This is a genomic window from Buttiauxella noackiae, from assembly GCF_000737905.1.
In the GTDB taxonomy this organism is placed as follows: domain Bacteria; phylum Pseudomonadota; class Gammaproteobacteria; order Enterobacterales; family Enterobacteriaceae; genus Buttiauxella; species Buttiauxella noackiae.
On record NZ_JPRU01000001.1, the window covers coordinates 1772732 to 1787415 of the forward strand.

The window sequence follows — 14684 nt, forward strand, 5'->3', positions numbered from 1 at the left end:
GTTTAAGATGGAAAAAATAATGAACGCATATGTGGTGGCACAATATAAAAAACGTGGCGTGCCGTTAGTCAAACCTATTGCTGGGTTGATTGCGGTACTGATCCTGGCGGGCTGTGGCACCATTAAACCGGAACCGCTAACTCAGGATGAGATAACCGCGCGAGTTAATCGTGACCGGGCAGAAATGTACCGTGGCCAGGAATCCCTGAGCGGCCCGATGACGCTATCCGATGCCATGGCACGAGCGCTGAAATATAACCTCGACTACCGTCTGAAAATGATGGAAACCGCGTTGTCGCGCAGTTTGTTGGATGTCTCACAACAAGACATGCTGCCAAAACTGATGGCTGATGCGGGTTATCGCTGGCGTGACAACGATTCAGGCGGCACCAGTGTCGGTATTGATGACGGGCTCGTCAGCTTGCGCCCTTCCACGTCAGAAGAACGCGAACATTATATTTCCAGCGCAACATTTTCCTGGGATCTGCTCGACTTCGGTATGAGTTATTACCGCGCCAAACAACAGGCCGATGAAGTCAATATTGCCGAAGAACGCCGCCGTAAAGTGCTGCAAAACATTGTCCAGGAAGTGCGTGATGCCTACTGGCGTGCCTTAGGCGCGCAACGTTTGCTCGATGAAACCCAACCGCTGGCTGAGCAAATTGCCCAGGCGCTGGATAAAACCCGTGAAGCAGAACAGGCCGGGATCTTGCCGCCAATTGAAGGGCTGGAATATCAGCGCGCCCTGCTTGATGCCATGACATTACTGAACCAGAAACGTCAACAAATGGAATTGGCCAAAAGTGAGCTGACCGCGCTTATCAACCTGCCGCCGGGCACACCGCTGGTGTTGCAAGACACACCAACGCCGCTGGCACCGCCTCCGACCAACATTGATAAGCTTGAGCAAATGGCACTGGAGCGTCGCCCGGAACTGCGTGAGGAAGATTACAAAACACGCATCGACAGTTATGAAACCAAGCGCCAAATCGCCTCGTTATTCCCGAGTCTGAATCTGTTCGCTGGGTTGAATTACGACTCCAACCAATATCTCTACAACAACAACTGGATTGAAGGTGGCGTCGGTGTCTCGATGAACCTGTTTAAGCTGCTGAGCATCCCGGCAATTAGTACCGCCAACGATGCCCGCGCACAGACCGATGATGCACGCCGCATGGCACTGAGTATGGCTGTTCTGACGCAGGTTCGTGTCGCCACCGAACGCTACAAGCTCGCCTCTTATGACTTCCAGATTGCCGAACAATCCGCCCTAGTCGACCAACGCCTGGCGAGTATCTCCCGCGCCGGTTCAGATAACTCACTGACCAGCGACCTGGAAACGTTGCGTACTCAGGCACGATCGATTGTTTCACGCTTCCAGGAAGCTTCATCGTATGCCGAAGCGCAGGCCGCTTATGGCCGAGTACTGAACTCTGTGGGTATCGATTTGCTACCAGATCAGGTTAATCAAACCGATGTTGCCAGCTTATCGCGACAAATTGCCACCAGTTTGCGCCAACAAGAGAGCAGCGTATTTGCTCGTACTGCCGGAATCATCGTGGAAAAACACCCGATTTCAGTGCAGATCACGCGCCTGCCATCTGGCGTTTCACGCTCCACTGTTCAGCAATCCATTGGCCGGGTGATTGAAGCAAACCACCTCTCTCTTGAGCCGTCACCAAAAAGCCTCACCTTGCAAATGGGCTTCAACATTGGTGCCAGCAACGGCACACGCAAAGGTGTGTGGACAATGCGTGTGTTGGATGCAGACGGTGCTGAAGTGCTGACTCGCCAGTACACAAGCTATCTGCCAAACGAAACCAGTACACGCTCCATCAGCGCGCTTGCCGAAGCAGCAACATTATCCATTACCACTGATTTACAAAGGCTTGCAGGGGCACCCCCTGTTCTGACTGCGACGCCATGAGGCTGTGTATGAATAACAATAAAACCATGGTGGATGGTGCTAACGCTTCTCCACCCTGCAATTTCAATAATCTTAATGGTTTACGTAGGTCGGATAAGCACAGCGCCATCCGACAAAAATTTATCGCCGGATTAATCTGCTCGCTGGCCTGGTTATCCGCACCGACATTCGCGGCCGAAACACCTGCAACACAGCCTGCCGCACAGGGCAGCACCACGGTGCGCTTCCTGGTACTTGCCAACCGCGAAAGCCCGCTCTCAAGCGTGGTACCTGGACGCATGGCGAAAATCAATGTGCAACTGGGTGACCCCGTTCCCCAGGGTAAAGTGCTGGCGAGTATGGATTGCAGTGATTTAGTGGCCCGTAAAAATGCCGCCGAAGCGGAGTTTCACGCAGCCCAACTGCGCTATGAAGCCAAAGCAAAACTCCAGGGCTTACAATCAGCTGCTGCACTTGAAGTGGGTTTAGCCGCCTCTGAAGTCAACCGTACCAAAGGCCAGGTCGGCATTTTTGATGCCCAACTGGCGCAGTGCCGCTTTATCGCACCGTTCAATGGTCGCGTAGCCAAAATCTATGTCAAAGAAGGCCAGGGGATTGGTGCGGGTGCGCCTGTGATTGACCTGGTCGGAAGCGGTACGTTGCGCGCGCGTTTAAACGTGCCTTCAAACTGGGTGGCGTGGCTGAAAATTGGCTCGCAGCTAAATGCCTCGGTAGGTGAAACCGGCAAGCAATACCCGCTCACCGTGACGAATATCAGCGGCAAAGTCGATGCGGTCAGCCAGACTATCGAAATTGAAACTCGCTTCCCGGAAAAAACCGATGACGTGTTGCCGGGTATGAGCGGACAAGCCGTTGCTATCTGCCCACCTGATGAAAACCGTTGCCTGAAAAGCGGAGCTGCAAATTCGTGATGTCCAGTACAGCCTTCTACCAGCTAGCAGCCCGGGTAGAAGCGATAAGCAACTCCGCCGAGTTAGGCTTCGCTATATGTAATGAAACGCGTCAACTGGTGGATTACCGCCAGTCGGCGTTGTTGTCCCTCTCCCCATCCAACCGCGCAAAACTGGTTGCTCATTCAGGGCTTAGTGATACCGACAACAATACACCGTATGCCTTATGGCTTTCTGACGTCGCAAAAGAGATTGCACCGCATTGCCGGGCACTGCCGCCAGAAGCCCGCGTATTGGCACTTTCACCAGCGCAACTTAGCGAGGGCCTCGCCCCACAGTGGAATGAATGGCTGCCCGCAAATGTCTGGGTACTGCCATTAACCGGTGCCGACGGAGAGATTCACGCGCTATGGTTTTTGGGCCGTGACGACCCGTGGCCAACAACGCTTGCACCAACTTCCCCGGAGTTTACCCTGCTGCAACTAAGCGGGTTGTATGGTTATGCATGGTGGGCCTTAACCGCACGACCATCGCGTTTCAAACAATTCTGGCAACGCAATACCGGGCGTCGTCTCGGCTATATCGTGCTGGCGGTGTTACTGGTGTTATGCATTCCGGTGCGTGAGTACACACTGGTGCCTGCCGAAATAATCTCGCTACACAGTGAAGTGATTGCCGCTCCTGACTCCGGTGTGATTAAGCGCATGGTCGTGCTGCCAAACAGCGATGTGGTGAAAGGCCAGGTGCTGGCAACGCTCGATGACACCACGCTGCATAACCGCCTTGCGGTGGCGCAGGCAGAACTGGAAACCGCTGAAACCACCTTGCATCAGGCTTCGCAACAGGCGATTGAAGACCAACAGGCCAAGTCAGAACTGGCGATGGCTGAAGGCAAATGGCGCGAGAAGAAAGTTGAAGTTGAATCGATAACACGCGACCTCGAAAAGCTGACCATTCGTGCCCCTGATAACGGCGTATTTGTCTATTCTGACCCGGACGACTGGGCGGGTCGCCCGGTGCAAACGGGCGAGCGAATTGGCTTGCTGGCAGACCCGGATAATCTTGGCGTTCGCGCCTGGGCTCCGGTAAGTGAATCCACCAACCTGAAGCATGGCGCGCCGATGAAAATATTTTTGAAAGTCGCCCCTCTTGATTCACTGGACGCAAAACTGGGGTACGCGGGTTATCAAACGGTGGAAGCACCAAACGGCGTCGCCAGCTATCTGCTGCGCGGTACGCTGGAAGGGAAACCTGCTGTTGCGCGCATTGGCTTGCAGGGAACGGCGCGCGTAACGGGTGATTGGGCAATGCTTGGTTACTTATTGCTACGTCGCCCTATTGCCACTTTACGTGCCGGGAGCGGGTGGTGATACCCGGTGCTGCAACGGCCCCTGCGTGGCCTGCGCTACGTGATGAACTGCGACTTAACAGCGCAGGTACCAACCGCGATGGCTCTCCGGCCTGGCATCTGGCCGATCCCGTGCGCAATCTTTTTTTTCGTCTTGGCTGGCTGGAAATTGAAATTCTTAAGCGCTGGCAACTGGCAGATACCGGGAAAATAGCGCAGGCAATTAATCAGCAAACCACGCTGAATGTCGATGAAGAAGATATCAAAGCTTTTGTACTGTTTTTACAGCAACAACAGTTGCTACGTAGCGCCCGTTATCGCCCGGCATCCTCTGCCTGGAAGTGGTTGTTACACAGCTATTTGTTTATCCGCATTCCGTTGGTTCACCCGGAAAAAGCCCTGCGCAAAGCCCTGCCATGGTTAAAGCCGCTGTTTAGCAAAACCTTCCTATGGTTAACGGTGTTTGTCGCGATTACCGGCATTGTGCTCGCCGCTCGCCAGTGGGACACCGTGGTTGCCACGTTACATAACTCTGTGAACTGGCATGGCGCGGTGGCGTTTGCTATCGCACTGGTGTTTTCCAAATGCTGGCATGAAATGGGCCACGCACTCACCGCCACCAGGCACGGTGTGCGGGTTGGCCACATGGGGGTTGCGCTGCTGGTGATGTTGCCGATGGCCTACACCGATACCGGCGAAAGCTGGAAGCTCATCCGTTCGCGCGACCGTTTAAAAATTGCCGTCGCCGGGATTGCCTCTGAATTAGTTCTGGCAGCATGGGCTACCTTGCTGTGGTCTTTTGCACCAGAAGGCAGCGTCAAAAACGCGTTATTTTTCCTTGCGACAACCGCCTGGATTATGACTGTCGTGGTTAACGCAAGCCCGTTTATGCGTTTTGACGGCTATTACATTCTGAGCGACATGCTGGATTTTCCGGGGCTGCACGAGCGCGCAGGAAACTGGGCGAAGCGGGCGATGCGCTGGCATCTATTTGGCATCAACGATCCAAAACCCGATAACGTCACCCCGGCCTTTGCCCGTTTTTTGACGGTATTTGCCTTCGCCACCTGGATTTATCGCCTGCTGCTGTTTATCGGTATTGCTGTCGTTATCTATCACGCCTTTTTTAAGGCGTTGGGTGTGATTCTGTTCTTGATAGAAATCGTGACTTTTGTGGTGCAACCGATGATCCGAGAAATCAAACACTGTTGGGCACGGCGCGCGGAAAGCCAGCCTTTCTACCGCCGAAGATTGCTGCTGATTGCTCTCGCCGCGGTACTGGTTATTTTTGTGCCGTGGTCGAATAAAGTGAATCTGCCGGGGGTGATTGAAGCCGGTTTTGTACAGCCGATTTATACGCCGTACAGCGCGCGCCTCGAGAAGATTCTGGTCACCGATGGGCAGGAGGTGAAAGCCGGTCAGCCGTTGTTTGAGCTGATTGCACCACTTCCAGAAACCTCGCAGCGAAAAGCTGAGGAGATGCGCCGCGCATGGGAGTTCAGCGCGCGTGGTGCATTAGGGCTTGATAAAGACGGCCCGGCAAAACAGGTTCTGGCAGAGCAAATGGCGCGCCAGTACTCGCTCCAGCAAAGTGCTGGCAACAATGAGTTGCTGCGTCTGAGGCTGGTCGCGGCTTCAAGTGGCCGTATTGAAGATAGCGATATTTCACTGCAACCCGGTAGCTGGGTTTCCCCTTCTACGCACATTGCCACGCTGGTAAATGCCAATCGCTGGCGGGTGAAAGCGCTGGTGGGTGAAGAAGATTTGGCGCGCTTACGCGTAGGAGCACAGGCAAAAATTTATCAGAATGATGAGTGGCAGCCACTTATCGGGCGCGTGGTTTCTATCGACCACAATGTCGTCACTCGCCTGCCATCTTTATTGCTGGCTAAAGATCACGGCGGCCCGGTGCAATTAAATCCAACCGCGCAGGCTAAAGATTTGCGTCCCCAGGGCGTTTGGTATCGCGTATCAATTGAAGGTGATGGAAAAGCTGCGGCCCTTAACCGGGAAAATCTCGCGCATATTTCTGTGGAGAGTAAACGCCAGAGTCTCGCGCATCGCTGGTTTAATAGCGTGTCATTGATGCTGATTCAGCAGACGGGTATGGGGAAAGATGGTTAGTTTTGGACTTGATTGTCGGATGACGCTGCGCTTATCCGAGCTACGTTTTTGATTTTGTAGGGTCGATAAACCGAAGGCGTCATCCACCAGAATTGCACCAAAGTCAGCCCCTCTTTGCAGAGGGGCTAAGTCCTTGCTACAGGATGATCAATGAGGTGCATATCAATGATGAGGCGGCTAAGTTGCATTCCTGAACCCACCCACTTCCTCCTGGGATACTGGAAGGGGTCTTTCTATTAATGTCTGTTTCAGGACTCGGAGTCAATTGTTTGACGATGACCTTTTCATTGATTTGCAAACCTGACACAAAATTTTATTGATGTCGTGCTCGCCGTAAAGCCTGCGCCAGTTTTTGTTGGTTAAATGGTTTACGCAGCAGCTCTACCTGCGGCAATTGCTGCCCGCTGCTGCGTAAATCCTGTCCACTGATTAACAGGCATGTGAGGTGTGGATAATGTTGCTGGGCATGCTGCACCACATCAGCGCCACTCATTGGCCCCGGTAGCATTAAATCACTGATTAAAATCTGAATGTCTGGTACATCTTTCAGCAATTGTATTGCCTGCTGGCTATCACTGGTCTCAAGCGTCAGATAGCCAAGCTGATGCAGTTGCTCGCACAACGTCTGGCGTACATCATGTTCATCTTCAAGCACCAGAACCAGTTGGTCTTCATCAGAATTCACTGCCAGCGGCTCGGGCAACGTTTCGCTCACCGCCTGCGCAGGTGCTCGCGGCAATTGTAAACGCACTAATGTTCCCTGCCCCGGCGCACTTTCAATTTGCACTCGCCCGCCGGACTGGCGCACAAAACCATACACCATCGACAGACCCAACCCGCTGCCGCTACCCGTCTGTTTGGTGGTGAAGAACGGTTCAAATACTTGTGCTTTTACTTCCGCCGACATGCCATGACCGCTGTCGATAACTTCCACTGCCACCATATCCTGCTTGCGCCCGCTCGAACGCACCACGCGCTGGTTCCAGGTGCGGATTTTGATGGTGCCGCTTTGCCCTTCCATTGCGTCGCGGGCGTTCATCACCAGGTTAATAATCGCGTTCTCCAGCTGGTTAACGTCAATCCATGCGGGCCAGGCCGGATGCTGCGCTTCAATTTCCAACGTAAGCGCTGCCGGGAGCGAATGGCGAATCAGCGGGTCGAGGTTTTCCAATAGCGTTTTCATCGAAACGGCGTGTGGATGCAGCGATTGTTTGCGGGAAAAAGCCAGTAAACGTTGAGTCAGTTGCGCCCCGCGTTCGGCAGCCTTTAAGGCGCGTTGAATACGTATGGCATCCGGTGAATCTGAAGATGTCAGCTCAAGGCTGCCAATAATCACCGCCAGCAGGTTATTAAAATCATGCGCGAGGCCGCCGGTTAATTGCCCCACCGCTTTCATTTTTTGGCTGTGAACCAGCGCCTCTTCCAGCGCTTTACGCTCACTGCGCTCAAGTACCACGTTCACCATACCGCGCCCCGGTACCGGGCTAAAACGCAGCTCAATGGTGCGGTTATCTGCCAACCTTAACTCCTGCGGTTTGGGTAACGGGCGCGAGAGGTTTTCGAGAATATGTTCCTGAAGCGGCGTCACCTGTTTGAGCAGGCTCATGTAATGCTGACCGCGCTGCAGATGTTCCGGAGCCAGCCCTAACAGCAATGGGTATTGCGGGTTCCACACCACTAAAATCCCGTCGTTATCAAACAGGGCAAAACCATCGCGCATCGCATGGAAGGTGGTTTCCAGCTGAGTACTCTTCTCTTTGAGAAGTTTCGAAGTGTGTTCCAGCGAGGCGGTGTTGCGCGCAAAGACGTTAAATGCCCTGGCCAGTTCGCCCAGCTCATCACGGCGCTGTAAGGCAGGCACGCTAACATCGCGCTCGCCTCGCGCCAACCGCGTCATCGCGTGGGAGATTGCCGTCAAATTCGAGCCGAGATTGCGGTAAATATACCAACCCGCAAACCCGGTAATCACCAGTGCCAGCAAGGCAAACAGGCCGATAAAGGCAATCATCGATTGCAGTTCTTTATGGCTTTGCTCGGTGCGACTAAGTGACTCTTGCGCCACTTTTTGCACGTACTGGTTAATGTCCTGGTTCAAAAACGCCACCAGCGCTTTGATGTGGTACATGTACCAGGAAATACCTAAATCGCTGTTTTCAAGCAGCTGTGAAAGTGGCAGTAATTGCTGCAAATGCGCAGTGAACTCCTGCAATATCCCATCGACTAAGGGCGAATCATCATGTGCCGGAAGTTGCGTCATCACCTCGGTCAGTTGCACGACGGTGGCTTTCGGAGAAGGCGTTTGAATGGCAATCAGAATCAGCCTGTCCATTTCAGTCAGCAATCGTGCTTCCGGGGTTACACGCCCGTCGCGAGCATTAATATCCTGAATATGGTGCAGGTAACTTTGGTTTTGATACAGCGCGCTCAGCAGTGCATTACGCTCCAGATGGCGGCGATGGCCCAACTCCAACATCCGTGTGACGCTGCTTTCCAGTTCATTACTACGCTCGGTGATGCGCTTCACCAATTCCGGTTCACGGCTGGCGAGTGGTGCATGCGCCAGGTGGTTAAGCGAGTTCTGGAGTGCCTGCTGTGTTTGCTGCAAACGCTGCGCTTCACTCTGGTATTCCAGCGCACCCACCACTTGCGTGAGACGCACGGCAGCTGTCGCCACGTTCGCAGTATCCCGCGCCAATTCCATGCTGCCGGACATATCACTTAGCGTCTGCCCCTGAACCTGTTCCTGCAAACGGCTGGCGTGATTAAAGCCCCACACCGCCACGCCACAGACCAACAATGTCACCGCCACCACCAGCAGATTAAAAGAGAGCAGGCGACCACGGGCGCTGGTGAGAAAGGGTGTTCGGGGTGCAGGCATGGTTTGGCTCCGTGATTTCTGGTGGATGTCGCTACGCGAATCTCCCCTATAAATGCAGTTCGTTGGTCGGATAAGCGTAGCGCCATCCGGCATCCGCAGACTCAATCCGTCACAGTAATGTGATCCCCATTAACTATTCATCAATATGACAAATATGAACGGCTTCTGACATTTTGCATTTACCTGGGCGTGATTGACTGGCAGCAATCGAAACCCTACCCGCAGGAGTCGCGCCATGAGTAGCGTTCCCATTCTGGAGATGCGCAATATTGCCAAGTCATTCGGCAAGTTTTATGCGTTGAAAGGTGTCGACTTAACGGTGTTTCCTGGCGAAATCCACGCCTTGATGGGGGAAAACGGCGCGGGTAAAAGCACGCTGATGAAAATCCTCGCCGGTGCCTATACCGCCACCAGCGGCGAGATCTTAATTAACGGCGAACCCTGGAGTATCAAGGGGCCGAAAGACGCATTAAACGCAGGCATCACACTGATTTACCAGGAGATGCAACTCGCCCCGAATCTCACCGTCGCTGAAAACATCTTCCTTGGCAGCGAGCTGTCACGCGGTGGCTTAGTCAAGCGCAAAGAGATGGTGATGCAAGCCCAGACGGTTATCGACCGCCTCGGCGCACAGTTTAAAGCCAGCGATTTAGTCTCACGCCTGACCATTGCCGAACAGCAACAGGTGGAAATCGCCCGCGCGCTGCACCGCAACAGCCGCATTTTAGTGATGGATGAACCTACCGCCGCACTTTCTTCACGCGAAACGCACCGCCTGTTCGAACTGATTATGCGACTGCGCGATGAAGGGATGGCAATTATCTATATTAGCCACCGCATGGCGGAAGTGTACGAGCTTTCTGACCGCGTGAGCGTGCTGCGCGACGGGCAATACGTCGGCAGTCTGACGCGTGAACACCTCAATGCCAACGAGCTGGTGCGCATGATGGTGGGCCGCCCGCTAAGCGATCTGTTCAATAAAGAACGCGATATTCCGCTGGGAACGGTACGCCTGAATGTTCACCACCTGACGGACGGCGCAAAAGTGCAGCCGGTCAGCCTGCAGGTGAAATCTGGTGAGATAGTCGGCCTGGCGGGGCTAGTCGGTGCCGGACGTTCTGAGCTGGCGCAGCTGATTTTTGGCGTGCGTAAATCCACCGGCGGCACGATAGAAATCGACGGTCTACCCGTGAAGATTCACTCCCCGCGCGAAGCAATTAGCCACGGAATTGGATTCCTGACTGAAAACCGCAAAGAGCAGGGCTTATTCCTCGAACTTGCCGCGCAAGACAACATCACCATGGCAACACTTGAGCGCGATGCGCACTACGGCTGGCTGGATCGTAAAAAAGCCCAGACTATTTCTGACGATGCTATCAGCCTGCTCAATATCCGCGTGCCGCATGCACAAGTCCGCGCAGGCGGGTTATCCGGCGGCAACCAGCAAAAACTGTTGATCTCACGCTGGGTGGCGATCGGCCCACGTATTTTGATCCTTGATGAGCCAACGCGCGGTGTGGATGTCGGCGCAAAAAGTGAGATCTACCGGATCATGAGCCAGATGGCAAAACAGGGCGTGGCGATCCTGATGATCTCCAGCGAATTGCCCGAAGTAGTCGGCATGAGCGATCGGGTGTATGTGATGCGCGAAGGCAGTATTGCCGGGGAATTGCACGCCGCTGATATCACACAAGAGAACATTATGACGCTGGCAACCGGCGTTGAAGATGCCCACAAAAAGGTGGTTAACCATGGCAACTAATCAACCCAAAGAAACGCCACTGGCGCACACAACTCCCCAGCAAGTCGCCAAATCCGCCTCGCTGAAAAAAGCACTGTTTGGTGATTTGATGCAAACCGTTGGGATTTTGCCGATTTTGATCCTGATCGTCGCCGTTTTTGGCTTTATCACACCGAACTTTTTTACCGAGTCTAACCTGCTAAATATCGCCCGCCAATCGTCGATCAATATCGTTCTCGCCGCGGGGATGACCTTCATTATTTTGACCGGTGGGATCGACCTTTCCGTGGGCTCGATTCTGGGCACGACAGCGGTGACCGCGATGGTGGTTTCGCTCATGCCAGGCTGGGAATCGCTGTCGATCCCTGCAGCGCTGATGATGGGCACCGGGCTTGGGCTGTTTAACGGCATGCTTGTCGCCTGGGCCGGGCTACCGCCGTTTATCGTCACGCTTGGCACTTATACCGCGCTGCGTGGCGCGGCCTATTTACTGGCCGATGGCACCACGGTGATTAACTCCAATATCAATTTTGAATGGATAGGCAACTCGTATCTTGGCCCAATTCCGTGGTTGGTCGTTATTGCACTGGCGGTGATTGTTGTCTGCTGGTTCATTCTGCGCCGCACCACGCTTGGCGTTCATATCTACGCGGTTGGCGGCAATATGCAGGCTGCACGCCTGACAGGTATCAAAGTGTGGCTGGTCTTGCTGTTCGTGTATGGCATGAGCGGTTTGCTTTCCGGGCTTGGCGGCGTGATGAGTGCTTCGCGGCTCTACAGCGCCAACGGCAACCTTGGGATGGGTTATGAGCTTGATGCCATCGCAGCAGTCATTCTTGGCGGCACCAGTTTCGTCGGCGGTATCGGCACAATTACCGGCACGCTGGTTGGCGCGTTGATTATCGCCACGCTCAACAATGGCATGACGCTGATGGGCGTCTCGTATTTCTGGCAACTGGTGATCAAGGGTGCGGTGATCATCATTGCGGTGCTGATCGACAAATACCGTACCCGTCACCATCAAAGTGCATAACGTAAACGGTGGATGACGCTTTCGCTTATCCACCCTACAAAACCGATAACCATGCTCTTTCGTAGGCCGGATAAGCGTGAGCGTCATCCGCCAAAACCAGACAGGAGATTCACCATGCGTTTGAAGATGCTAGCTGCAGCACTCATGATTGCCGCCGTACCCTTTGTTCAGGCCAAAGAATTGAAATCCATCGGGGTGACGGTGGGCGATCTCGCCAACCCCTTCTTCGTGCAGATAACCAAAGGTGCAGAGCTTGAAGCCCGAAAACTGGCGGGGGATAACGTGAAAGTGACGCTGGTTTCCAGCGGTTACGATCTCGGCCAGCAGGTGTCGCAAATCGATAACTTTATTGCCGCGAAAGTGGATATGATCATTCTCAACGCCGCTGATTCGAAAGGGATCGGCCCGGCAGTCAAACGCGCTAAAGATGCCGGGATCGTGGTAGTGGCGGTGGACGTAGCAGCGGAAGGGGCGGATGCAACGATCACATCGAACAACACCCAGGCAGGTGAAATGGCCTGTAAGTACATTTCGGATCGCCTGAAAAACAAAGGCAATGTGGTGATCATCAACGGGCCTCCAGTTTCTGCGGTGCAGAACCGTGTCGAAGGCTGCGTAACTGAGTTTAAAAAGCACCCGGATATCAAAGTCCTGTCTTCTAACCAAAACGCCAAAGGCAGCCGTGAAGGTGGCCTTGAGGTGATGACATCTCTGCTTGCAGCAAACCCGAAGATCGACGGTGTGTTTGCGATCAACGATCCGACAGCGATCGGTGCCGATCTGGCAGCAAAACAAGCACAACGTAACGAGTTCTTTATTGTTGGTGTAGATGGTAGCCCGGATGCCGAAGAAGCTCTGAAACGCGGCGGGAATACGCTGTTTGTAGCAACTCCTGCGCAAGACCCACAAGTGATGGCGGCAAAAGCAGTGGAGATTGGCTATGACATTCTGCAAGGCAAACCCGCGCCAAAAGAGCCGGTGCTGATTCCGGTGACGATGATCGATAAGGACAATATCGGCACGTATAAGGGCTGGACGGTGAAATAGTTTTTGCCACTGCCTGCCATTTTTGTCGGATGGCGGCGCAAATGCCTTATCCGACCTACAACATGTTGATTGTAGGTCGGATAAGCGCAGCGCCATCAGACAACAGCGTGAGGAAAATACTGCAAAATGAAACGATCTGAAGTTAATCAAATCCTCTCTCAAACGCGCCATTTCTTTATGCAGCACGATGTTCATTTGCCTCCATTCGCCTCTTACGACCTGACGAAGTGGCAGCAGCTCGATAAAAAAATCTGGCAGGAAGTATTTGATTTAAAACTCGGTTGGGATATGACGGCCTTCGGCGGCAACGATTTTCTCGCTCAGGGGCTGACGTTATTCACGCTGCGTAACGGTTCACCCGATGGCGCACCGTATGCAAAAAGTTATGCCGAAAAAATCATGCATGTCCGCGAAGGGCAACTCACGCCGATGCATTTTCACTGGCGCAAACGCGAAGACATTATCAATCGCGGCGGCGGTAACTTGATTGTTGAATTGTGGAATTCTGACCAGTTTGAACAGACCGAAGAGAGCGATGTCACCGTCGTGATTGATGGCTGCCGACAGACTCATGCGGCGGGTAGCCAACTGCGTCTCTCACCGGGCGAGAGCATTTGTCTGGTGCCAGGTATTTATCACAGTTTTTGGGGCGAGCCGGGATACGGCGACGTTCTGGTAGGGGAAGTGTCGATGGTCAACGACGATGACCGCGACAACCGTTTCCTCAAACCCCTTGAGCGATTTAATTCCATTATTGAAGACGAACCTGCACGGCAATTGCTGTGCAACGAGTATCGCCAGCACTTTTAATTTCCAACACCAGGGGAATCATTATGGCTTTGATATCACTCGCACACGGACTGGCTCATGCACGTGCCAATGGTTACGCATTAGGGGCATTTAACGTTCTCGACAGCCACTTTCTGCGCGCCCTTTTTGCCGCGGCAAGGCAAGAGAACTCACCGTTTATCATCAATATTGCTGAAGTCCATTTTAAGTATGTCTCGCTGGATTCACTGGTTGAAGCCGTCAAGTTCGAAGCGGCTCGCCACGATATTCCGGTGGTGCTCAATCTTGACCACGGCCTGCACTTTGAAGCGGTCGTTCGCGCTTTACGCCTCGGTTTTAGTTCAGTCATGTTCGATGGTTCTACACTTGAATATGAGGAGAACGTTCGCCAGACCCGCGAAGTGGTGAAGATGTGCCATGCGGTAGGTGTCTCGGTTGAAGCTGAGTTGGGTGCAGTGGGCGGTGACGAAGGCGGTGCATTGTATGGCGAAGCCGATAGCAACAAGTTTACCGATCCAGCAGTGGCACGTGATTTTGTCGACAGAACCGGCATCGACGCGCTGGCCGTGGCTATCGGCAACGCACATGGCAAATACAAAGGCGAGCCGAAACTCGATTTCGACAGACTTGCCGCTATTCGTAGCCAAACTGGCTTGCCGCTGGTACTACATGGGGGTTCCGGTATTAGTGACGAAGATTTCAGAAAAGCGATAAGCCTCGGTATTCACAAAATCAATTTCTATACCGGAATGTCACAGGCCGCACTCGGTGCCATCGAGCAGAGAATGAATCAACGTCATGCCATTTATGACGAGTTCGCCGAGTTATTGCTGGGTATTGAAGAGGCGATTACGGATGTCGTTGCACAACAGATGCGGATTTTTGGCAGTTCAGACAAGGCTTAAAG

At 53.5% G+C, this 14684-nt stretch carries 10 protein-coding genes; 9 read left to right on the forward strand and 1 reads right to left on the reverse strand.

Features of this window, described 5'->3' with window-relative positions; genetic code table 11:
• The first annotated feature begins 19 nt into the window (after positions 1 to 19).
• Genes IX31_RS08030 through IX31_RS08045 form a run of 4 tightly spaced genes read left to right on the forward strand, consistent with a single transcriptional unit; the run spans position 20 to position 6289 of the window.
• The gene (locus IX31_RS08030; protein ID WP_051880610.1) at positions 20 to 1927 is read left to right on the forward strand and encodes a TolC family protein; all 1908 of its coding nucleotides are present in this window, start codon (positions 20 to 22) and stop codon (positions 1925 to 1927) included.
• A gap of 8 nt (positions 1928 to 1935) precedes the next feature.
• Positions 1936 to 2838: an efflux RND transporter periplasmic adaptor subunit gene (locus IX31_RS08035; RefSeq protein ID WP_051880611.1), complete on the forward strand. Its 903-nt coding sequence runs from the start codon at positions 1936 to 1938 to the stop codon at positions 2836 to 2838.
• The gene (locus IX31_RS08040) at positions 2838 to 4187 is read left to right on the forward strand and encodes an efflux RND transporter periplasmic adaptor subunit (protein ID WP_034456891.1); all 1350 of its coding nucleotides are present in this window, start codon (positions 2838 to 2840) and stop codon (positions 4185 to 4187) included. The genes IX31_RS08035 and IX31_RS08040 overlap by 1 nt, the downstream gene beginning before the upstream one ends.
• A complete protein-coding gene (locus tag IX31_RS08045; protein WP_051880614.1) occupies positions 4184 to 6289 on the forward strand; it encodes a site-2 protease family protein in 2106 nt (701 codons plus the stop codon). Before IX31_RS08040 ends, IX31_RS08045 begins: the two co-directional genes overlap by 4 nt.
• A gap of 313 nt (positions 6290 to 6602) precedes the next feature.
• Here the strand turns inward: IX31_RS08045 and IX31_RS08050 are convergent, their stop codons facing one another.
• Positions 6603 to 9167, reverse strand: a complete 2565-nt coding sequence (locus IX31_RS08050; RefSeq protein WP_034456892.1) for an ATP-binding protein — start codon at positions 9165 to 9167, stop codon at positions 6603 to 6605.
• 235 nt (positions 9168 to 9402) lie between these two features.
• On the opposite strand from IX31_RS08050, the gene IX31_RS08055 reads away from it, so the two are divergent.
• The 5 genes from IX31_RS08055 to IX31_RS08075 all read left to right on the forward strand — a co-directional run bounded on the left by IX31_RS08055 (position 9403) and on the right by IX31_RS08075 (position 14682).
• Positions 9403 to 10929 (forward strand): sugar ABC transporter ATP-binding protein, encoded by a 1527-nt coding sequence (locus IX31_RS08055; RefSeq protein ID WP_034456893.1) that lies wholly within the window; start codon positions 9403 to 9405, stop codon positions 10927 to 10929.
• Positions 10919 to 11941 carry an ABC transporter permease subunit gene (locus IX31_RS08060; RefSeq protein WP_051880616.1) on the forward strand — a complete coding sequence of 341 codons (1023 nt, stop codon included), beginning with the start codon at positions 10919 to 10921 and terminating at the stop codon, positions 11939 to 11941. Before IX31_RS08055 ends, IX31_RS08060 begins: the two co-directional genes overlap by 11 nt.
• Positions 11942 to 12055: 114 nt before the next feature.
• On the forward strand, positions 12056 to 12988 hold the full coding sequence (locus IX31_RS08065; RefSeq protein ID WP_034456894.1) for an ABC transporter substrate-binding protein: 933 nt from the start codon (positions 12056 to 12058) through the stop codon (positions 12986 to 12988).
• A 126-nt stretch (positions 12989 to 13114) separates the two neighbouring features.
• Complete coding sequence (locus tag IX31_RS08070; protein WP_034456896.1) at positions 13115 to 13798, forward strand: D-lyxose/D-mannose isomerase; 684 nt, start codon at positions 13115 to 13117, stop codon at positions 13796 to 13798.
• A 23-nt stretch (positions 13799 to 13821) separates the two neighbouring features.
• Positions 13822 to 14682: a ketose 1,6-bisphosphate aldolase gene (locus IX31_RS08075; protein WP_034456897.1), complete on the forward strand. Its 861-nt coding sequence runs from the start codon at positions 13822 to 13824 to the stop codon at positions 14680 to 14682.
• The last annotated feature ends 2 nt before the right edge of the window (positions 14683 to 14684 follow it).

What these genes read in the sequence shown, in the direction of transcription:
- IX31_RS08065 (WP_034456894.1), top strand. Translation starts at nt 12,056, where the DNA reads ATGCGTTTGAAGATGCTAGCTGCAGCACTCATGATTGCCGCCGTACCC.
- IX31_RS08075 (WP_034456897.1), top strand. Translation starts at nt 13,822, where the DNA reads ATGGCTTTGATATCACTCGCACACGGACTGGCTCATGCACGTGCCAAT.
- IX31_RS08055 (WP_034456893.1), top strand. Translation starts at nt 9,403, where the DNA reads ATGAGTAGCGTTCCCATTCTGGAGATGCGCAATATTGCCAAGTCATTC.
- IX31_RS08035 (WP_051880611.1), top strand. Translation starts at nt 1,936, where the DNA reads ATGAATAACAATAAAACCATGGTGGATGGTGCTAACGCTTCTCCACCC.
- IX31_RS08040 (WP_034456891.1), top strand. Translation starts at nt 2,838, where the DNA reads ATGTCCAGTACAGCCTTCTACCAGCTAGCAGCCCGGGTAGAAGCGATA.
- IX31_RS08060 (WP_051880616.1), top strand. Translation starts at nt 10,919, where the DNA reads ATGGCAACTAATCAACCCAAAGAAACGCCACTGGCGCACACAACTCCC.
- IX31_RS08030 (WP_051880610.1), top strand. Translation starts at nt 20, where the DNA reads ATGAACGCATATGTGGTGGCACAATATAAAAAACGTGGCGTGCCGTTA.
- IX31_RS08070 (WP_034456896.1), top strand. Translation starts at nt 13,115, where the DNA reads ATGAAACGATCTGAAGTTAATCAAATCCTCTCTCAAACGCGCCATTTC.
- IX31_RS08050 (WP_034456892.1), bottom strand. Translation starts at nt 9,167, where the DNA reads ATGCCTGCACCCCGAACACCCTTTCTCACCAGCGCCCGTGGTCGCCTG.